Raw genomic sequence first — 17,747 nt, forward strand, 5'->3', positions numbered from 1 at the left:
GTCACTCCTGCTGGCTTACCAGCTTCCACTTGTACCCGACCCACTTGGGAGTCTTGTTCGCTGTGAAAATTGGTGGTTTCGTTTCGGTTGTCAGGGCGGGTAGGAGCCAGTTGCCGGGCACCATTGGGTCGGCATCTGCCAGGGTCTCGCCCATGTACCAGCCTTCAGCATCGTATTGGTAAACGGTCTTCTGGTTCATAGGTAGCGGATCCATCTTACTTGGACCAGGTTGATCGAGCGCGCTTCGGTACCGCCGCTTGATCCAATATTTACAGTGTGAACGTGAGCGCCAGCGCTGTTCGTTTGCAGAGTCTCGGTGCCGTAGAAATTCTCGTCGCCGTACACCGCGTTCCCTGGAGTGGTGACAGTACGATCCTTGTTGAGCGTCGTTGTGTGCGTGTGAGCTCCCGCCGAACCAGTCGAAGCACTGTGTCCGTGCGCAAGGTTCTGGCTAGGTTGCGGTGTATTCCCCAACACACGCCCAGAGTCAACCCCGCGCCCGTCATCGAGGAAGCGCGGAAACATCCCCCGCCAGTCAGGAAGCCTGAACTGAGTGCTCAGCTCATCTCCCGCGTTGTATGTGCCCCCTATCCGCGCGAATAGTTTCGGATAGGCCGACTTCAGGAGTACCGCGCCATTACACTTCAGCCATCCCGAGTCTGGTGAGCCGTTGTGGGCAACATCCTTGTACTCACCAACGCTGAAGCTGGAATAAAGGCTCGCACCAATCAAGCGCCAGTACGCGGAACTGCTTGGCGGGGCGTTGCCAACGTTATTGTCGGCGATGGATTCATAATAGAGGCCATCGACCGCCAAGGATGGGGCGCCAATGTCGTATACCGCTTCAGCATGCCATGTCATGACCCCGTGCCGCTCTATATCCTGAAGGGCTGAGTCGACCCTGTTATGCCACCAGTTCTCTTGTCCAGCGGGCGGCGCGTCCTTGTCCTGGCCCCCCTCCCATCCGGTACCAATTCGAATATCGCCAGGCGCCTGGAAGACTGTGGAGCTATCTTGAGTCTCTACGTTTTCGGCCCAGCGCTTGTTAAAGGCTTGTCTTGCCATCAGGCCAAATCTCCGGGCAGTGTGAAGTTTGCGAAGTTGTAGAGGTGGTCAGAGGCTTGCTCGATTGCGGCAATGTTTGTTGGCAGGATGAATATCTGCCCGATCCGCGTTCCTTGCGGTCGCGGAATGATGTCGAAATTTTCGAGCAGGTACTGCGTGGTGTTATCCAGCTCAGAAGCGATGCCGATATCGAACGACTTGTCGCCGTTGCTGCTCAGTGCGGTGACTTTCACGCCGATCACGATTTCCAACAACTGAATAATACTGTCGCTGGTTCCGTCGCTAACGTTGCGCGCGATCTTGGCCTTGATCAGCTTTCGATAAAGATCATTGTTCAGGAGCGCATCGACGGCTGCGCCATCGCCGATGTAGGGCGCGACGTTGTAATTGGTGTAGTTGTCGTTGCCCGCATAGCCGAAGACGTCATACGCCGCGCCGCGAAGTATTGGGCGCGGGATACCAACGATTCGGCCAATCACGTCGAGCAATTCGCCTTTCACCGTATCGACGTCGTAGCTGCCGTATATCTGCTCGGTCGCAGGCTGCAGTCTTTCGTTGGCGATCTGCGGCAAGTGGGTCAACCACTTCAGCATGCGAGGCTTGTCGCGATACTGATTGATGACTCGCTTCTTGGCGCGCGCGACATGGTCGAAATTCATATCGTTACCGTCACTTCAATGTTGTCGGGATCGAATGTCGCCATTTCGGCAATACCCGGCTGGATAGGCGTCAACCCCTGACTTCCGGCGCTTGTGCCAATGGTCAGGCTGATGATGTAACTGTCGCCATACTGGCCAAGTATCTTGTTCACTGGCGTGTACAGTCGACCTACCGGAACAAGCTCGCCTATGTCGTAACCGCCTTGGTTGAAACCGGATACCGATTCGCCATCGAACAGCGACTTGGTCGAATCCTCAATGATGGCGGTCTTCAAACGATCCTCGATGTCGAACGGCAAGTTGCCAATTTTCTTCACGTCAAGCGCTACAAAAATAGGCAGGCCAACTGCGCGCTGATACGTCATGGTCTCGATATTGCCAGTGGCAGGAGAAGTAACCTCGACTTTCACACCTGTGGTGCCAGGTGGGTCAACCCACGTGTCGGTCTTGGTGCTGTAGCGGGGGTACATCGGGGTGCCTGGGTTGTACTTGGCGTACATCGCGCGACCAATATCAGCGTCTGAGCCACCATTCACAATCACGGCAATCGCGGTATAGGGAATACCGTCTGGGTCGGTGGGTGAATCGCTGTTGTTCTCCAGAATCTTCACGTCAGTGACGCCGGGCACGTTAGCGATGCTGGCCAGCATGTTGTCCTTCATATTGCTGCCGGCGAGCGCGACGGAGTTGTTCCGGCGCGCCCTGAACTCAACATCGGACTCGGCCGCCTCGCCAGGCGTGGCCTCACCGTTGGTAACAGACGACCAGCCAGGGTATGGAGTGCCGATGATGGTGAGTTCGCCAGCGGCGGCCAGTACCCGGCCGGACGTTGAGCACGTAGCGAATCCCGTTGCGCTCTGGCTGATGCCGATGACGATGGACGAGGTGGTGAGCCACAGGGTGTTATCGACCTTGCTGCGGATCTGCGAAAGCGCGGGAAGAACAGTGCCAGCGGGGCCGGTGATGGTGATTGGCGCAACCGAGTAGGTCGCGGCGCGAATCTGCACGCCTGATATTTTCCCAATGTCACGCAATGCCTCCCCGGTCGCGCTGTCTGGGTCCTTGCTGCGATAGGCTGCAACAAGGCCTTCGTCCAGGTTAGCCATCAGTTCGGCTTCAATGCCGACCAGCTCTCCATCCGGCGAATCAGGGTCAAGGTTCCAATCTGGATCGATGGCCAGAACGCTCTGTTTGATGGCGGTCAGGTAATCGTTGAGAGATTCGCCGGTGATGCCTTGATCTGTGATTTCAGCCATTAAACGATCGCCTGCACGTAGTTGATGTCTGCGCTTTCGCCAGATGTGCTGACGATCGTTGCGCTAACGGTGAGTTCTCGGGTCGTGACGTCAGAGGTGACGCTAAACGCCGTCATGCCTGCGCAACCCGGGGCGAGCAGGATCCGCTGACGTATGACTGACTCGCGGGAGGCGAGCCTGGAGCCCTTGCCCAGCACGCTGCCGAACCAGTCGGTTCCGTCAGCGGTATTCAAGAACCATTCACCAAGGAAAAATTTCAGTCGGGTGCGCACGTTCTGGGCAACTTCTTCGGCGGTGTAGCCGGTCAACAGCTTGTCCTGGCCCAAGGCCAGGTCACCATCGCCGTCGAGTTTTCTGACTGTCATGGCTTCACTATCCCGGATGTGCCGTTACCGGACTGAACCCCAACGTGGGTGTGCTCAAAACCGATGCTCACGCCGTGGTTTGTAATCGTGGTTTCGGTAGTGACGGCCTGCTCGAAATTGACCGGCCGCTCGAAGTTAGTCGTGCACTTCACGTTGAGCGAGACCCCATCAACCTCCAGCGTCTTGTCGTCGTGAATCCAGAAGTAAGCCGATCCATCCAGGCTGCGCAGGCGAATCCCATCATTTGCGAAAGCGACAATAGCGCCAGGTATCGATCGGATGCCCGGCATGAAGTAGGCATCATTGATGGAGAATCGGCGTGGTTCAGATTTCACGGCCACGCCGCCTTGGTCGACCCAGGAGTCGATGCACTCCTGCGAAAAGAACAGTGCGCCCTCGGTCCCAGCCGCTACGCGGCATTCCAGCGTTCCGCCCGCGGCGCCCCAGAACTGAACAGGTACGTGGATGATGGGGCGCCTCGTTGCCTGCACGCCTTGGCGATCTTCCAGCATCAGCCCGATCTGGACCTCCGCCAGTTGGGTGTCTGGGTCGAAGCTGAGGACGTGGCCAGGCACGCTGGTGCGCACGTTGTCTTTCAGGTACTCGCCGAATATCTCTCTCAGCATTTTTGAGAACTGCGCCTGCGTGCGCGATGAGAGCGGGTCATTCATCGAGTTGCCCTTTGGGATATTCCGGATTGAGCTGCAGCACTCAGCCGTAAGCAGCTGATATGTGTTTCCCACGGATCGCCATGCGAGTCGCCCAGGTAGGCGAGCGAGTTCACTTTGTAAAACCCCTCACCGATGGTGCGCGGCACTTCGTAAAAATACGCCCCGGAGAACTCGAACTGAGGCGCCATCGATTCCAGCTTGATGGTGCTGCCCAGTTTCAAGGCTGGATTCAGCACAGAGCGAATGCCGATTTCTGTGTCGGTAACCACCGGTGATCCAATCATTCCCGTCGCGGCGCTGATCGTGTAGACCTGGTTCGGCATCGCGAAGCCGCGCTTGATGATCTTGATCGCACCGTTCTCCACCATCCAATCGAACTGGAAAGTCTCGGCCAGCTCGTTCATGCAGGCGGTAGGACTACCCTGGAGAACAGTTCCTCGAGAGCGCCGTTTGAGTTGGGAGAAGTCGCCGTAGAAACGTATCTCGGCGTTGAATGGCTCGGCACAGGCTTCGATGATCTGTACCGGATCGGTTTCGGCCGAGAGTGTCAGGTTGATGATGTTCTGGTCGCGCGCCTTGGCTGATGACTTGCAGAAAAGCCTAACCCCGCGGGTAGAGCCGCCTTCCTCAAGTACGCGCTGGGCATTGGTGATCTGCCCGGTGAAGATGTTTCCGAATAATCCCGCGTACCCAGCATCAAACGAGATGAACTCGTATTTCTTCGCAATGCCATCGCCGAGCATCTGCCGAGTGGTGTATGCCGAAACGTTGTAGATCGTGATCTCGGCGACACTGAAGGCGCCACCCGCGAAGTGGATGATCTGAAAGGTGACCCGAAGACCGTCACCAGTCGTGTTCATTTCATAGGTTAGCGAACCTGTCTCGCGCCCGACCTTGAGGCGGTACCGGCGCATGTAGATTTCATCAGCCATCTGACCACACCAGTGTGTTCGTGATGCCAAGATTGGCGGGGGTCGGCGGCTCGCCCTCCAGCATCAGAGATCCGTAATCGATGTCGGACGGTGGATAGAGTCCCGCCAGCAGGTCCACGTCAGGCAGCAAGTATCGGCCCGCCGTCAGCAGTGCTCCTTGAGGACTCAGGATGTTCACGCGAAACACTTCGAACCTGGACATCCACTGGATTTCAATGGTGAGCGTGTTATTTCCGAGGGCCGCACTGAAGGTTTGTGCGGGAAGCGACTGAACCTCAACTTTGTACCGACTCATTCGATGATCTCCACGGAGGCGGAACCCGTCGTGACCATCGGCGCACCTTGAGTTGCAACCGGATCGTTCTGAGCCAGTTGGTCGGCAGAGGTGACGCCTTGTCCTACCTGAGAGCTGATTCGCCGGATTTCTTGCAGCTCAGCAATGAAGATCAGTCCGTCCTCATCTTCTGGGCGCGTCCGCTGGTCAAGGCGAACAATGACCATCTCAGGCAAGGTTTCATATTCGGTGACCAATTCGATGGGCGCGCGCGCCTTGAGCAGATCCGAAAGCGAGCGCCAGGTGGTCGCCGCACGTGTTTCGTCACTGCCAGCCAGCAGGTATGCAGATACGGCGCTGATGGCCGCACCAGCAACCCCGCCAACGGACGAAGCAACTGCGCCAGCCCCCATCATTCCAATGTCATCCAGACCAATCCCGAGCGGAGTATTGGATACCGCGCCTGTGAGAATGTAACGATCAGGAAGCAATATCGCGTGATCGTTGACGTTGGCTCCGAACTCGACAGGGAACTGCGTGAGCTGAATAGCCTTGCTGGTTACTCCTTCCAGCTTCGCATCGAACTCGATAAGACCCAAAGCAGGCAGCGTTTTGGAGAAAATACTCATGACGCCGCTGGCGATGCTCATCGTTCGGGACTCCGGAAATCTTCCATAGTTGACTCAGTCAGGCCGCTTAACTGCTCGTTGTAGAGCTGCTTGACCTTCTCGGGATCGGCACCGTGGATGTGGAACTGACGGTTGTCGTTGATTGAGGTAGGCGGCGGCGCAGCGATTGGGGCGGCTGCCGGTGCTTCAATGGCTTTGGCCGGAGGCTGGACAACCGTGTCCACCGAGTACTCACGCGGCGCTTCTCGCTGGGGAGGCTGAACCGGATCCTTCTTGCGGTGGGAATCCAGCCAGTCCTTCGTCTTGTCGAGCAGACCTTCTTCGGGCTTCGATGGCTGGCTGTAGCCTTGGCGTAGCGCTGTCAGTTCTTCATCGGTCACCTCGCGACCCGCAGGCGGTACGCTTGGGTCCGCGCTCCCGCCGTAGGACTTCGCCAGTTCGCCCCGGCGCTGGGCCTCACCACTGCGATCAGCCGGTCGTTCGTATTCAGTGGAAACGATGCTTGCGGCTTCTTCGGCACTCGATGTGAGACGCAATTTCTCACCGGCGGACTTTTCCCGGCCCTTGGTGAGCTCATGGTTGATGAATTCAAGCTGCTCTGCACCGGTGGATTTACGGATGTCTTTGCCGGAGAACTTGGTGAAGTTGTCCTGACGGTCTTTGTGCCACTGGGCCAAACCATAGGCCTGCCCGCCGTCACCGACGGCGTCGGACTTGAATCCGCTTTCGGTCTGGATATTGGCAGCGATGCCCTTGGCCTGCTCTTCGGTCCAGCCTTTCTGGCGGAAGAAGTCGATGGTCGCTCCGGCAGCCTCCATGCCGCCTTGCTTCAGCCGATTGTTGAGCAGTTCCTGATCCTCACCCTCGTTCAGCTTGCTCGAGTAGAGAAGCGCGGCACCGCTGACACCAGCAACTGCCAGACCTGAAACGCCGACGGCCGCGGCAGCCGATCCACCACCTGCGGCAGCACCAGCAGCGGCTGCGCCTGTGCCCGCAGCGCCAAGACCGACCAGCGCGCGGAGCGCAGCAAGGCCCTTGAGAGCACTGGCGCCGCCCATCAGCGCTACGGCAATAGAAACCAACTCGATGTTCTTCGCCAGACCGCCGAAGAACTCTTGCAAGCCAGAATCGACCAATTCCTTGTTGCCTCGGTAGAAGGCGACGAAGTCCTCGGCCAGTTCAGCGAAAGCTGGGGCCAGTTCGCCGGCAATGGTGTTACCCATATCGGTGAACACCTGGTCAAGCTCGCTGGTGGCCTTGGTCAGGCGCGCAGCGTCCTCAACCTGCTTGTCCGTCATGACGGCAAGCTTGTTTCGAGAGTCGAGCTGCTTCTCGACTTCGGCACGACCACGCATGAGCAACCGAACAGTCGAGTCGTCCAGGCCGAGCGCACTGCCGGCCAGACGCTGGTTCAGCGGTGTCATGTGTTCGAACTCACCTGCGATGTTTGCCAGCGCCTCGGCGGTGTCATTCGCCCTGATGATCACGTCGGGGTTCAGCCCGAGCTTTGCCACGTCGCCAAACCAACCGGTGTTGCCAGTGATCGGCGAGGCCATCAGATCCTGGATCTTCTGCATGGCGGAGAACGCGTCTGCGGCGCTTCCGCCCTGAGCAGTGAGAGCCTGTCCAAGCGCCTGAACGTTTTGCGTGCTCAGCCCGGTCAGTTTGTTGAAGTTGTTCAGCTCTGTACCGGCGTTCTTGAAATCACCTACCACCTTGTCGATGGCCAGCTTACCCGCCAGCACCGCGCCAAGTTGCAGGGCAGTCTTGGTCAGGCCGCTGAATGCATTCTCGCCAGCCTCAAAGGACTTTTTGTCGACCTTCAAACCCAGGGCAATGAGAAACGATTCAAGCACCTTCACGGCGCACTCCTTGAAAGCAAAAGCCCCGCGAGTGCAGGGCTATTTCGGGCGATTGGCTTCTGCCAGATGGCGGGCGTACAGCATCTCATCCATGGCTAGATTGGCCCGGCGCACCCACCCGAGCGAGTAGGTTCCGTTCTGCAGGTCCTTGTATTCGCACAATGGAGGGCAGAGGCCGGGAATCCCTATGCAGGGTCGCCAGAGTTCCCAGTCGATTGCGGGGTTGAGCCGTTCTCCTGACTCTGATCCACCGCTTCGGCTGAATCGGTAGATTTCTGGAAGAGGGTCAGGAGTCCGGTAAAATCCTCGAACGCATTCCCCAGCGCCAGAACGACCAGTGTGAAGTAGGTCTTGAGGCGTCCAGAGAAGTCATGCAGCGTCAGAGCCGTGGTTTCACCTTCCTTGAAGAGCTTCGCCAGCATGCTGTCGCAGATGAAGTTGAAGTCATCTTCTGGGACGCGGGCGAGCATGGTTCCAACGATACCGCCAGCAATGGCGATCGAGGACGCGCCACCAACTTCAGCCAGCGCCAGACCACGGATCATCGGCTCGACGCCGTATTTGCCCAGTCTGAACAGTACCGCACGCTGCTTTTCAGCACTTGGCATGGCGAACCGGTAACGAACACCCTCGAACTCGATGATCCGAATCAATGATTCAGCGGCATTCATACAATCACGCCTTTGTTGAATTCCATGACGAAGGTTCCGTCATTCATGCCTGGGCCGCCACGCGCCATGGATTTTCCTCGGGTGATAACACCTTCAGAAAAGACCGCCCCTTCAAGCCCTGCGATTGAAGCGTAGGAGCCCGAAACCTCTGCCCTTGCCGTAACCAATGCTTGAAGAGCCAGAGACTGCGGGCTCCCCGGGTTGAGGTTGACCGTCAACCGCAGGCCTGGATTTTTTCGATGAAACCTGACGGCATTGCCGCCCAGCGCTCGGCGCAGGTTGGCCTGATCATCGATTACTTCAACGGTGAACGGCGGGTCAGTAACTCCCCAGTCATCAATAACTCCGACGCCAGTGATAACGACAATCGTGTTTTCTACTGAGAGATCGCTCAAGGCCATGCTCTATTGCTCCTTAATCAACTTGAACCGTGACATCGACGGTATGGATGGCACCGGCCCGGAACAGGCGCATGGTGATGGGGGCTGCGGCTCGATCTGCGCGTTCAGCATCGCTGATGTCGAGGATGTCGTTAGCCACAGTCAGAATTTCGTAACCCCGGCTCAGGACCTGCTCGCCAGTCACATCGCTTGTGTAGAGACGCGCGCCGAGGTAACCGTTGTCGATGAACTTCTCGCCGATCTGAGCAGCAGCGTCGATCAGGATTTGCTGGCCTTCCGGCGTCTGCTTGACCTTGGTCGGAACCTTCGCCAGTGCGTTGTATAAGCCGACAGTGAGGAAGTTGACGAAGGCGTCCAGGTTGAAAACGTCGTCGATAAACTCGCCAAACGTCGAGGTTGATTTCGAGTTGATGACGCGGCCGTTATCAAATTCGCCACCGGTTTCCACCTTAGTGTAGAAAACGGCGCCTTTCTGTTTCATCGCTGCGTAAGCGGTTTTGGTCAGGTCTTCTGCGTCAATGCCTGGCAGTTTCTTGAACTCACCGGTGATGGTGGTGTTGGCTGCGTTGAAGTTGACGCGACTGAATACTGCCGCCAGCTCGAAGCCCGCGTAGGGTGCCGTAGCATGGCTGAGCACGAACATCCGGCGTGAACCCTGCGTCACTGCCTTGCTGACAATGTCGGTCTGCAGGGACGGATCTCGCACAGCTGCCTGGCTTGTGGTGTACGCGTAGAACTTGCCTGCCGCATCGCCAGCACTGGTCAGAGCCAGCACGTCGGCGTCGTTTGCGCGGATGGTCGTCTCGAATTCGAACCAGTAGAACCAGATCCCCTTGTTGATGGCGTCGTTCATCGACTCGACAGGGGTGTCTTCTTCGATACGCAGGTAGATGCGCAGCGACTTCGGCTTGGGAATCGCCGAGAACCACGCCAGGGCGGCCTTGTACGGGTCGGACGCGATGTCGAAGTGAGCCGCCACTGCCGAAGCGCTGCCGTAGTCGCGGTAGCTGCCCTCCGCGAAAGTCGCATCGCTGGACGAGTCGAAGTCCGCGAACACCATGCCCGCGCCGAAGTTGGCGTTGCCGAGCCCGGCTGAACTGATCAGCGTGGTGATGTTGATGATGTCTTCAGCCGGATAAGCCATTTACTTCCCCTTGCGCGATCGCGCCAGATTGTTCGGTTTGCACTTCGAAGCCGACGCGATAGATCCGCTGTACGCGGTCTTCTGCGATGGATTCGCCGTATAGGTAGAGGGTGAGCTGGGCTCGTTCTTCCATGGCCGCCTGATACAGGCCGGTCAGGTTGTTCACCGCTGACACGCGCGACCATCCGAGCTTGTCGCGGCGCATGATGTTCTTGATGGGCTCGCGCTTATTCGCCTCGCTGATCGATGCGGCGTAGGCCATGGCGCCCGCACGGTAGAAGTTCAGGCTGAACCCAAGAGTGAACTGGGTTGCAACCCGAACGATTACGTCTTCGTATTGAGGGTCGTCCAGTGCTGGGACGTTGCGCTGCGTCACGTGGGCTTGGCCGAACTGGGCAGGGTCCTGCAAGCGCACCGCGCAGTAGGATCCAGCCGGGGAAGGACCGCCCGGGTCGCCGATGATGACGTGATCAGGAGGAAGTCCGGTGGCCGCGACGACGATGCGGCAGACCGTCTTGCACAACGCCTTGGTGTCAAGCATTGGTCTGGCCCTCCAGCTTGGCGATCTCTGCCGGGTCAAGCTTGGCAATCACCGCGCGGCAGAAGTTGTGCCACGGCCGGTAATCCGTTGCCATTGCCTTCCACCAGGTGGCGGGCTTGTCTGGCGTCTCGGCGAAAACGAGGATGTCCGCAAGGTTGCCGGGAGTCGACACCTCAATCCCCTTGCCATCGTTGCGGTGGATGACCCGGATATCGTTGATTCGCTCGGCGCCGATCTGGAGGAATTCGATTTCCTTGTCGCTCGCCGGCTGGACGTTGGCGTCGAACGTATCGAGCAGCGTCATGGTCAGCTTCTGTTCGAAGTCAATGACCTGGCTGCTGTAGCGAACTCTCTGCACGCCGCGATGACTGACGAAAGGGCCGCTGACGTGGCCGCGCATGTTCAGGCCCATCACAGCCCCTCTTCGATTGCTTCGGTGCCGTCGTCGATGACGTAGCGAATGGACTGCCGGAAAGCGCCGGTATCGATCAGCGGGTTGTCCGATCCTTTTTTGGCAATCGTCGACTCGGCGTTGGGTGGGTCGCGCAGGTCAGTGATTTCCTGCTTGATATGCCCCTCTGCAAGCTGGCCCATCTGCTCGAGCAGGATGCGCATCGCCATTTCGCCAGTGAGAACCTTGGGGATCATCAGTTCAGCAAGGCGCTGGTACTGCAGCGCGCCTTTCTCGATCGCGGGCTGCAACACAGGGCGTGGCGGTATCTTTCCGTCGGCCGAGCCGAAGTTGTTTACTGCTGCCACCGTAGCCAGGGTCAGGCCGTCTTCATAGACACCAGCGCCCTTGGGAACGCCAGCCAGCACGCGGGTATTGCTCTTGAGTCTTTCGGAAAGCTTCTTCATGGCATTCTGAACCTGCTGGGTGCCAAGCAGGCTGACTTCGGGCCTGATCATACGCAGATGGCCCCCATCCCAGCCCTGTCACGTAGGTGCAGGTATTCAAGGCCGTACGGGGTCAGCGCCAGAGCTGCCTCCCATACCGTCAGGGAAGCGTTCGCCGCCGGAACTGCGTACGACACTGATTCATCGCGCACGCTCTTGCTGGCCACTGCGTAGGGGGTGGAGGCACTGCCATCTGCCGACGTAGCGGAGGTCGTTGCCGTATTCCAGGTCAGGTAATGGGCCGTCAATGAGAACCAGCCGCGTTGCAGGAAGGAATAAGGTTCGTACAGACCCCAGCGGCAGGTGCCGAGCTCACCCTTGGCGATGTTCAGCGCCTTGGTGATTTTTGCATCCGACCATTTGGTCTCGTCTGCAAACTCTTCGTAGAACTCGCGGAAGTCCGCGACGATCTGCGGCGTCACATCAACATTGATTTCTGCCACGTCGCGCACCTATGAAATGAGAAAACCCCGGGGTTAGCGGGGTTTTGGTGTTGCTTGGCGGCCTTACTTCTTGGCCAGTGCAGCCTTCAGGTCCGATTCCAGCTTTTGGGAGCGGGCCTGTTCTTCGGTCAGCTTGTCCTGCGCGGTCTTCAGTTGGCCAGGCAGGTCCTTCAGGTCCGATTCCAGCTTTTGGCGGCTGGACTGCTCGCTGAACAGGTCCTCCTTCAGCTTGGCGTTCTCGGCGCGAAGTTCGTCGAGTTGAGCCTTGTTCTCGGGGGCGATTTCAGGCGCGCCCGGAACCAGCACGCCATGCTCTTCCCAGAACGAGCCTTTCGCCAGTTCGTATTGGGCATCGGTGGTTTGCTCGCCGACGCCCACCGAGGTACCGTCCGACAGGAACACCGGGTTGGCACTGGTATTGGTGTAAACCTTCTTCGAAGTCATGCGACCCCCTTAGATGCCATCCACATAAGCATGGCTCATTGGAACGCGCAGCTCTGTACCAGCAGTGCGCACGAGACCTGCCGCCTCAAATCGCAATCCACCATGGGATGGAATTGGCGCATTAAGCGTAAACGGGAGCGGCAGATGGAACTTGGCGAACTGAGGATTCTGGGTGTAAGCCATCATCCGGTCGGTGCCACCTACGCCAGCACCCGCCAACTGGAGCACCGGCGCGAAGGTGATTCGCAGTACGCGTTCCAGGTAGCTGATCAGAGTTTCCGAGGTGTTCGGGATTCGGAATGTTTCCAGCAGGCCGTATTGCGTCAGCGGAAGCAGGATGGTGGTCGGGCGGAAGATACTGTTGGTCTGAACCGAGTAGACCTGAAGGATCAGCTTGTTCAGCAGGGTCAGCATTTCGCTTGCAGCAGTGTCCGGCGCCTGAGCGAGGATCTGCGCAATGGTCTTGTTCGCGCCGCCCAGCAGGGTGCCGGTAGCGAGTACAGGAACGCCTGGATACTTGATCAATCCACCGGTTGCCAGCGAAGACCAGCGCGCATCACCGACCATCGCAACGCGGTCGAGCCACTGCTCGGTCAGGGTGCGGGTCGCGATTGGCTTCTCAGCCAGGTAGTTGATCGCACCGCCGAAGCCTTGAGCGTTCGCCATTTCCATGGCCTTGCCGACTTCGATCTGGGTGTACGTGTAGCCCAGGCCAGCCTGCACCACGTCCACGCCGCCGATCTTAGATGCGATCTCGGCCAGCGGGAAGTCGTGAGACAGGTCGCCGATTGGAGCCGGCTCACCTTTGTAGTCGAGCACCTTGAAGCCGATTGACTCGATGTAGTCCGGCGCCGAAGTGTCAACGTTCAGCAGGGATGGATATCGAATCTCGGGATACGGCTGACGCAGCACCTCCTGTTCGATGTACGTCAGGTTGCCGATCAGAAAGCCCAGTTGCGCCTGGGCCTGTGCGTCCATTGTTCTCATGTGAGCGCTCCTTAAGCGGCAATGGTGGTTGGGTTGATGGCCTTGACTTGCATCAGTGCCAACTCACCGGCCGCAGCAGCGGTCAGGAAGGTGCAGCCTGGAAGCAGGTGGTTGCCAGCGGTAGCGGCGTTGGTCAGTTCGCCAGTGGTTGGCAGGGCATAAACCTGCTGGCCTACGGTTGCACCGCCCAGCGTCTTGACCCATACGCGGCCATGACTGACGCGGCTGGTTTCTTCACCAACGCGATAGGAGCCAGGGAGGTTTACGCTGCCCTGACCTTGACCGGTAACGTAGCTGGAGCTGACGCCGACGGTTTTGGTCACCGAGATGCCCAGGAAGAAGCCAGCGCCTGCGCCAGGCAGAGCGTCACGCTTGGCGGCTGAGCCGGATACAACGGCGCGACCGAAGGGGATGACAACATCTGCCACGCCGGTGGTGACATCGGCCATGGACAGATCGTTGATCTGACCTTCGTAGGCCTTGCCAGCGTACTGGCCAAATGTATCAATTGCGGTGGCCATTACTTATCACCTCGCAGGAACTTGGAATAGGCGTCGGAGCCATCGGTGGTCAGCTTCGGTGCCTTGGTGGCGTCCTTCGCGAACTGGCGCAGGCTGTCGTTGGTTTTGGTGCCGTCATCGTCTTCGTCATCCTTCTCGTCCGCTTCATCAGCGGCAGCATCGAATGCGGCGGTAACGTAGGCCTCGGACTTGTTCGCCCAGTCGCGGGTCGGCTTCAGCTGCGCCATGGCGGCGCGCTTGATTTCCAGAGGGGAGACCAGGCCTTTGGCGTCGAAGGACTTCACGACTTTCGAGGCCAGGGCAATGGTGTCGAGGGTGGCTCTGACACGCAGGCCAATGGCAGCGTCAGAGGTGGCCTTTTTCGCTTCCTCCAGTTCTTCTTCGGCTGCGTCCTTGGTGGCTTCGGCCTTATCGGCACGGGCGGTTTCTTCGTCGGCGAAACGAATCAGGCTGGTGATAGCGTCTTCCACGATCACGGCATGTTCTTCGTCAAGCACGACGGAGCGGGTTTTCTTGGAGTCCAGAAAGAGCTTCCGGGTCGCCATAGTGGGGTTACCTTTCGGTTTGTGGTCAAAAATACGGGCGACCTTTCCGGCCCGTGCTGCTTGTACAACCGCGATGTGGTTGATCTTGATGTCCCGCTGCTCGTACTCATACGGCGTGCCGTCTGGAGCGATCCCGGGAGCGAGAATGTATTCAGCCGTGTAGCCGGGGGAGAGTTCAGCCTTACCCGACTCGATGTCATCGATAGCTGACTGATCCTTGATGACCTTGTCGGTGACGAGGTTGTCGCCGTCGCGCTCGACGCCGCGCACATGACCCACCGAGACTTCTTTGAATGTCTTGGAGTCAACCAAGTCTGACGGGTGATCGTTGGTCACGTCCTTGTCGAGGTAGGTGGCCATCGATACAGGATCGAAGACCTCTTCAGGGGAGCGGTACACGTTGACGATGCGCTCAGGCCCATCAAGCTCCAGCTCGCTCGACAGGTACTGATAAACCCCAGTGCGCGCGGCGATACCCTTCACACAGAGGAAACCTTCAGGCGTAAGAGTGCGAGACGTAGGCGCGAACGTCTCGTCGATGGTCATTCGTTTCATCATTTGCCCTTGTCGGGAAAGTAATTCACGCCGGGGATCATGGCGATGGCGACACAACGGCAGAGTGGGTGGTGCTTGCCTGGGTGAAGGCCTGTCTTGCCGCCCCATTCAGCGCCGTCGGCGAGGGTGTAGACGCCCGGGCCGTGGCCGATATCCTTGCGCGCGATGCCGTAGCAGCTGATCTTTGCGTTCGGATACTTGCCCGCTGGGTTGCCGGACACACGCTGATCGCCGGCGTCCACTGACTTGTAGAACTCAAGCCCTGCGGCCACCTGCCTCTGGCGGGTAAGATCCGAGTTGAGTTGAGACACCTGATCGCGCGCTATGAGTTTGGCGCGTCTCGCTGTGACACCTGTTTCTGCCTGGATCTGCTTGGCGATGGCGGTAGGTGCAAGCCCGCCCTTCATCCCGCCCAGCACAATCGTCTCGACCTTGCGGAAGTAGTCAGCAGGTATGGACTTAATCAGGTTCACGTTTTCAGCGGTGGACGCCTCAAGGTAGTCCTGCATGCCCTTGGGCCGTGTGATCAGCTCGAAATCGATACCGACAGCACGATTTATTGAGTCGCGGAAGTCCTCAGCGTTGTCGGCTTCGGCGCGGCTGATCGTGCTCGCAGCCACTCGCTGTATCTGCGCTTCAAACAGGGGCGTGACGAACCGCTGTGACACGCTGCGGATCGCCTTCAGGATCTCTTCAGTCCAACTGCCATCGAGTGTCATGCGACTATCAGCGATGTAGTCGGGCTTTAGTCGCTTCAGTTCAGGCTCAAGTACCTCAACCAGCAATCCAGCCATCAGCCTGACCAAGGCACGAAGCTGTCCACGATAGAACTGCTCCGCACCCTTGCTCGGAAGGACCGGTTTAGGGGCTCGGGGTTTCTTTGGCCGTTTTTCCATCAGCGCCCGATTCTGCGCTGTCAGCTTTGCCAAGGGAGAAGCCCGGGAGGCCTTCGCCGTCGTCGAAATTGCCATCGGCCTGATCCTTCTCCAGCTTCTCTTGCGCTGCGATCTGTTCGTCGGTGATGGCGTAGGTGCCCTTGGCCTGAGCCTTGCGCATCGCATGGCTGGGCTTGATCACCCCGTTTTCCAGATACAGCGAGTCGGCCTGAGCCTCGGCCAGGTCTTCCTGTGCCTGCTCTACACCAGAGGTCTGAGCCAGCGGATTCCATTCGAACTCGATGTCGTCCGGGTAGGTGCCAAGCGCCGAGCGGATCAGCACCTGGTCAAGTAACTCGAGGTCCAGGCGCATCTGGCCGTCCTGCTTGCCCTTGATCGTGCCGTGGTAGGTCTTCAGGTCGCCTTCGCCGTTGGCGCTCAAGCCCGAGGCTGATTGACCCCAAAGCTCGGTCACCGGCATCTCGGCAGCGCCTGCCGTCCACACCATGAATTGTTCCATGATCTGGCTCAGGCCAGAGAAGGCGATGCTCTTGCGCTCGTACGTTTCGCTTTGCTTATCCAGCAACGCTAGATTGACGATGGACTTCATCATCCCAAAGAGGCGGTAACGCTCAGTGACCTGATCTTTTTGTGGGCTCGCCAGAGCAGCCTTCAACCCATCAACACTAACGGTGTCGACGTTTGCCTCAAGCACCAGCGAGGCAATTCCGCCCTTAGTCGCCACCACATCGCGCAGGTCAGACATACAACGACGCAGACGACTATCACCCCAGCCCTGTTCGAACTGGCGCATGCGGCGCGGCAGGCGAGTACCCGTGCGCCGGATGACATGGGAGTAGTGAATTCTCTGCTGCCCGTTCACCATCATGTAGAACTCGGGGAGCATCCAGTTCGGCGCAAGCGGATCCGAGAAGTTGAAGTACATCGGCTGGATATCCCAGCGGTCGAACACGACCAGGTTCTTCAGCCCACCCTTTTTGATCTTGTCCAGGTTGAGCGGTTGGCTCAGGTCCTGACCGGTGATCATAAGGATAGCTGCTCCACCGTACAGGTCAGCCCAGCAGCAAGTATCGAGGTAGGCTTGCTGAACACCCAGACGGCGCTCTTCATTGGCGATCTGCTTGGCCTGCTTCCCACTGAAGGCGCGCCATTCTCTCAGCGCATCCTCGTTGGGCTTGTCCACGATCCGGCGGGCCAGCCAGTTCGACTGATACGCCGCTTCCAGTTCATACGGGGTGACAAACTCGAAGCCGAATTGACTGTGCGAACGCTTGTCCCTGTTGGTGCCGATGTTGGCCACCATGTTCGAGAGACTGTCGGTTGTAATGACCCCGCCAGAAGTCACAGGAATTCGCGGTTTTGTAGTGGTCATAGCTCATCAACCGCCTTGATCTTCAAACCACGCAAAGCGGTGGCAACTACCCGGTCATAGTCAGGCTCAAGTCCTGTGAATTGACTGAACAGGTCTACGGCGCTGAGGTATGGCATCACCCACCATGAGTAGCTGACGGTAAGGGTCATAGTGATCCTGGCCATTTGCCTACCTCGCGCCACGATATGGACGCATCTGAATTCGTAGCGAGAGTTATTCGTTAGTCGGTGGCTCATGCAGCTTCGATTGCTGGACGACCCTGGATACCGCGACTGCAATACTGAGCCCCATGTTCACGACAGCGAACACAAGAGGATCAACCGCTCCCTGGAACACTGACCACCCCGCTGCTGCCGCATTGAGCACAGCACCAGCGACTGCCAGTTGCACACTGGTTAATCGCCAGGCTTTCCGCCATTCAGGGATGAGTGCCATTGGTTGCGTCCGCGGGTAGTAGTTTTTCGAGGCTTTCGGCGTAGCGCTTCCAGTCGTCACGGCTCTTCGTCACGCGGCGTAGTTCGGCTTCGCTGGCATTCTCTGGCTTTGGACATATCGCCGGCGCCGAGGTGTAGCGGTATACCGTCGTGTGCTGTGCTGGCCGTGGGTCATGAATCACT

At 58.4% G+C, this 17,747-nt stretch carries 24 protein-coding genes; all 24 read right to left on the reverse strand.

Annotated elements, in window-relative coordinates; all coding sequences use genetic code 11:
* Window position 1: 1 nt before the first annotated feature.
* Window positions 2-199: a hypothetical protein gene (locus BMY73_RS00395; protein WP_092404181.1), complete on the reverse strand. Its 198-nt coding sequence runs from the start codon at window positions 197-199 to the stop codon at window positions 2-4.
* Window positions 196-1,065 (reverse strand): tail fiber protein, encoded by an 870-nt coding sequence (locus BMY73_RS00400; protein WP_092404183.1) that lies wholly within the window; start codon window positions 1,063-1,065, stop codon window positions 196-198. The genes BMY73_RS00395 and BMY73_RS00400 overlap by 4 nt, the downstream gene beginning before the upstream one ends.
* On the reverse strand, window positions 1,065-1,724 hold the full coding sequence (locus BMY73_RS00405; protein ID WP_092404185.1) for a baseplate wedge 1 family protein: 660 nt from the start codon (window positions 1,722-1,724) through the stop codon (window positions 1,065-1,067). Before BMY73_RS00405 ends, BMY73_RS00400 begins: the two co-directional genes overlap by 1 nt.
* Window positions 1,721-2,980: a baseplate J/gp47 family protein gene (locus tag BMY73_RS00410; protein ID WP_092404187.1), complete on the reverse strand. Its 1,260-nt coding sequence runs from the start codon at window positions 2,978-2,980 to the stop codon at window positions 1,721-1,723. The genes BMY73_RS00405 and BMY73_RS00410 overlap by 4 nt, the downstream gene beginning before the upstream one ends.
* A complete protein-coding gene (locus BMY73_RS00415) occupies window positions 2,980-3,345 on the reverse strand; it encodes a contractile injection system sheath initiator (protein ID WP_092404189.1) in 366 nt (121 codons plus the stop codon). The genes BMY73_RS00410 and BMY73_RS00415 overlap by 1 nt, the downstream gene beginning before the upstream one ends.
* A complete protein-coding gene (locus BMY73_RS00420; RefSeq protein WP_092404191.1) occupies window positions 3,342-4,016 on the reverse strand; it encodes a Gp138 family membrane-puncturing spike protein in 675 nt (224 codons plus the stop codon). The genes BMY73_RS00415 and BMY73_RS00420 overlap by 4 nt, the downstream gene beginning before the upstream one ends.
* Window positions 4,013-4,948 (reverse strand): baseplate hub protein, encoded by a 936-nt coding sequence (locus BMY73_RS00425; protein WP_092404193.1) that lies wholly within the window; start codon window positions 4,946-4,948, stop codon window positions 4,013-4,015. Before BMY73_RS00425 ends, BMY73_RS00420 begins: the two co-directional genes overlap by 4 nt.
* Window positions 4,941-5,243, reverse strand: a complete 303-nt coding sequence (locus tag BMY73_RS00430; protein WP_092404195.1) for a phage baseplate plug family protein — start codon at window positions 5,241-5,243, stop codon at window positions 4,941-4,943. The genes BMY73_RS00425 and BMY73_RS00430 overlap by 8 nt, the downstream gene beginning before the upstream one ends.
* Entirely contained in the window at window positions 5,240-5,872 is a 633-nt protein-coding gene (locus tag BMY73_RS00435; protein WP_092404197.1) for a phage baseplate protein, read from the reverse strand. Before BMY73_RS00435 ends, BMY73_RS00430 begins: the two co-directional genes overlap by 4 nt.
* Window positions 5,869-7,713, reverse strand: a complete 1,845-nt coding sequence (locus BMY73_RS00440) for a phage tail tip lysozyme (protein WP_092404202.1) — start codon at window positions 7,711-7,713, stop codon at window positions 5,869-5,871. Before BMY73_RS00440 ends, BMY73_RS00435 begins: the two co-directional genes overlap by 4 nt.
* 185 nt (window positions 7,714-7,898) lie before the next feature.
* Window positions 7,899-8,384: a phage tail assembly chaperone gene (locus BMY73_RS00445; RefSeq protein ID WP_092404204.1), complete on the reverse strand. Its 486-nt coding sequence runs from the start codon at window positions 8,382-8,384 to the stop codon at window positions 7,899-7,901.
* Window positions 8,381-8,785: a hypothetical protein gene (locus BMY73_RS00450; RefSeq protein WP_092404206.1), complete on the reverse strand. Its 405-nt coding sequence runs from the start codon at window positions 8,783-8,785 to the stop codon at window positions 8,381-8,383. The genes BMY73_RS00445 and BMY73_RS00450 overlap by 4 nt, the downstream gene beginning before the upstream one ends.
* Before the next feature lie 13 nt (window positions 8,786-8,798).
* Window positions 8,799-9,929, reverse strand: coding sequence for a DUF3383 family protein (locus BMY73_RS00455; RefSeq protein WP_092404213.1), 1,131 nt, complete (start codon window positions 9,927-9,929; stop codon window positions 8,799-8,801).
* On the reverse strand, window positions 9,913-10,470 hold the full coding sequence (locus tag BMY73_RS00460) for a phage neck terminator protein (protein WP_092404214.1): 558 nt from the start codon (window positions 10,468-10,470) through the stop codon (window positions 9,913-9,915). Before BMY73_RS00460 ends, BMY73_RS00455 begins: the two co-directional genes overlap by 17 nt.
* On the reverse strand, window positions 10,463-10,882 hold the full coding sequence (locus tag BMY73_RS00465; protein WP_092404215.1) for a hypothetical protein: 420 nt from the start codon (window positions 10,880-10,882) through the stop codon (window positions 10,463-10,465). The genes BMY73_RS00460 and BMY73_RS00465 overlap by 8 nt, the downstream gene beginning before the upstream one ends.
* Complete coding sequence (locus tag BMY73_RS00470; RefSeq protein ID WP_092404216.1) at window positions 10,882-11,379, reverse strand: hypothetical protein; 498 nt, start codon at window positions 11,377-11,379, stop codon at window positions 10,882-10,884. Before BMY73_RS00470 ends, BMY73_RS00465 begins: the two co-directional genes overlap by 1 nt.
* The gene (locus BMY73_RS00475) at window positions 11,376-11,810 is read right to left on the reverse strand and encodes a DUF4054 domain-containing protein (RefSeq protein WP_175500104.1); all 435 of its coding nucleotides are present in this window, start codon (window positions 11,808-11,810) and stop codon (window positions 11,376-11,378) included. The genes BMY73_RS00470 and BMY73_RS00475 overlap by 4 nt, the downstream gene beginning before the upstream one ends.
* A 63-nt stretch (window positions 11,811-11,873) precedes the next feature.
* Window positions 11,874-12,254 carry a hypothetical protein gene (locus BMY73_RS00480; RefSeq protein WP_092404218.1) on the reverse strand — a complete coding sequence of 127 codons (381 nt, stop codon included), beginning with the start codon at window positions 12,252-12,254 and terminating at the stop codon, window positions 11,874-11,876.
* 9 nt (window positions 12,255-12,263) lie between these two features.
* On the reverse strand, window positions 12,264-13,241 hold the full coding sequence (locus BMY73_RS00485; protein WP_092404219.1) for a major capsid family protein: 978 nt from the start codon (window positions 13,239-13,241) through the stop codon (window positions 12,264-12,266).
* Between the two features lie 11 nt (window positions 13,242-13,252).
* Entirely contained in the window at window positions 13,253-13,762 is a 510-nt protein-coding gene (locus tag BMY73_RS00490) for a structural cement protein Gp24 (RefSeq protein WP_092404221.1), read from the reverse strand.
* Window positions 13,762-14,862: a DUF2213 domain-containing protein gene (locus tag BMY73_RS00495; RefSeq protein ID WP_175500105.1), complete on the reverse strand. Its 1,101-nt coding sequence runs from the start codon at window positions 14,860-14,862 to the stop codon at window positions 13,762-13,764. The genes BMY73_RS00490 and BMY73_RS00495 overlap by 1 nt, the downstream gene beginning before the upstream one ends.
* On the reverse strand, window positions 14,862-15,833 hold the full coding sequence (locus BMY73_RS00500) for a phage head morphogenesis protein (RefSeq protein ID WP_256570756.1): 972 nt from the start codon (window positions 15,831-15,833) through the stop codon (window positions 14,862-14,864). Before BMY73_RS00500 ends, BMY73_RS00495 begins: the two co-directional genes overlap by 1 nt.
* Entirely contained in the window at window positions 15,724-17,130 is a 1,407-nt protein-coding gene (locus BMY73_RS00505; RefSeq protein WP_092404225.1) for a DUF1073 domain-containing protein, read from the reverse strand. The genes BMY73_RS00500 and BMY73_RS00505 overlap by 110 nt, the downstream gene beginning before the upstream one ends.
* A complete protein-coding gene (locus BMY73_RS28220) occupies window positions 17,127-17,294 on the reverse strand; it encodes a hypothetical protein (RefSeq protein WP_175500106.1) in 168 nt (55 codons plus the stop codon). The genes BMY73_RS00505 and BMY73_RS28220 overlap by 4 nt, the downstream gene beginning before the upstream one ends.
* Between the last annotated feature and the right edge of the window lie 453 nt (window positions 17,295-17,747).

This window comes from Pseudomonas sp. NFACC02 (assembly GCF_900110765.1).
GTDB lineage: Bacteria > Pseudomonadota > Gammaproteobacteria > Pseudomonadales > Pseudomonadaceae > Aquipseudomonas.

Bases quoted from the DNA above. Each gene is read 5' to 3' on its own strand.
- BMY73_RS00395 (WP_092404181.1), bottom strand. From the start codon at position 199: ATGAACCAGAAGACCGTTTACCAATACGATGCTGAAGGCTGGTACATG.
- BMY73_RS00400 (WP_092404183.1), bottom strand. From the start codon at position 1,065: ATGGCAAGACAAGCCTTTAACAAGCGCTGGGCCGAAAACGTAGAGACT.
- BMY73_RS00405 (WP_092404185.1), bottom strand. From the start codon at position 1,724: ATGAATTTCGACCATGTCGCGCGCGCCAAGAAGCGAGTCATCAATCAG.
- BMY73_RS00410 (WP_092404187.1), bottom strand. From the start codon at position 2,980: ATGGCTGAAATCACAGATCAAGGCATCACCGGCGAATCTCTCAACGAT.
- BMY73_RS00415 (WP_092404189.1), bottom strand. From the start codon at position 3,345: ATGACAGTCAGAAAACTCGACGGCGATGGTGACCTGGCCTTGGGCCAG.
- BMY73_RS00420 (WP_092404191.1), bottom strand. From the start codon at position 4,016: ATGAATGACCCGCTCTCATCGCGCACGCAGGCGCAGTTCTCAAAAATG.
- BMY73_RS00425 (WP_092404193.1), bottom strand. From the start codon at position 4,948: ATGGCTGATGAAATCTACATGCGCCGGTACCGCCTCAAGGTCGGGCGC.
- BMY73_RS00430 (WP_092404195.1), bottom strand. From the start codon at position 5,243: ATGAGTCGGTACAAAGTTGAGGTTCAGTCGCTTCCCGCACAAACCTTC.
- BMY73_RS00435 (WP_092404197.1), bottom strand. From the start codon at position 5,872: ATGAGCATCGCCAGCGGCGTCATGAGTATTTTCTCCAAAACGCTGCCT.
- BMY73_RS00445 (WP_092404204.1), bottom strand. From the start codon at position 8,384: ATGAATGCCGCTGAATCATTGATTCGGATCATCGAGTTCGAGGGTGTT.
- BMY73_RS00450 (WP_092404206.1), bottom strand. From the start codon at position 8,785: ATGGCCTTGAGCGATCTCTCAGTAGAAAACACGATTGTCGTTATCACT.
- BMY73_RS00455 (WP_092404213.1), bottom strand. From the start codon at position 9,929: ATGGCTTATCCGGCTGAAGACATCATCAACATCACCACGCTGATCAGT.
- BMY73_RS00460 (WP_092404214.1), bottom strand. From the start codon at position 10,470: ATGCTTGACACCAAGGCGTTGTGCAAGACGGTCTGCCGCATCGTCGTC.
- BMY73_RS00465 (WP_092404215.1), bottom strand. From the start codon at position 10,882: ATGGGCCTGAACATGCGCGGCCACGTCAGCGGCCCTTTCGTCAGTCAT.
- BMY73_RS00470 (WP_092404216.1), bottom strand. From the start codon at position 11,379: ATGATCAGGCCCGAAGTCAGCCTGCTTGGCACCCAGCAGGTTCAGAAT.
- BMY73_RS00480 (WP_092404218.1), bottom strand. From the start codon at position 12,254: ATGACTTCGAAGAAGGTTTACACCAATACCAGTGCCAACCCGGTGTTC.
- BMY73_RS00485 (WP_092404219.1), bottom strand. From the start codon at position 13,241: ATGAGAACAATGGACGCACAGGCCCAGGCGCAACTGGGCTTTCTGATC.
- BMY73_RS00490 (WP_092404221.1), bottom strand. From the start codon at position 13,762: ATGGCCACCGCAATTGATACATTTGGCCAGTACGCTGGCAAGGCCTAC.
- BMY73_RS00495 (WP_175500105.1), bottom strand. From the start codon at position 14,862: ATGAAACGAATGACCATCGACGAGACGTTCGCGCCTACGTCTCGCACT.
- BMY73_RS00500 (WP_256570756.1), bottom strand. From the start codon at position 15,833: ATGGCAATTTCGACGACGGCGAAGGCCTCCCGGGCTTCTCCCTTGGCA.
- BMY73_RS00505 (WP_092404225.1), bottom strand. From the start codon at position 17,130: ATGACCACTACAAAACCGCGAATTCCTGTGACTTCTGGCGGGGTCATT.
- BMY73_RS28220 (WP_175500106.1), bottom strand. From the start codon at position 17,294: ATGGCCAGGATCACTATGACCCTTACCGTCAGCTACTCATGGTGGGTG.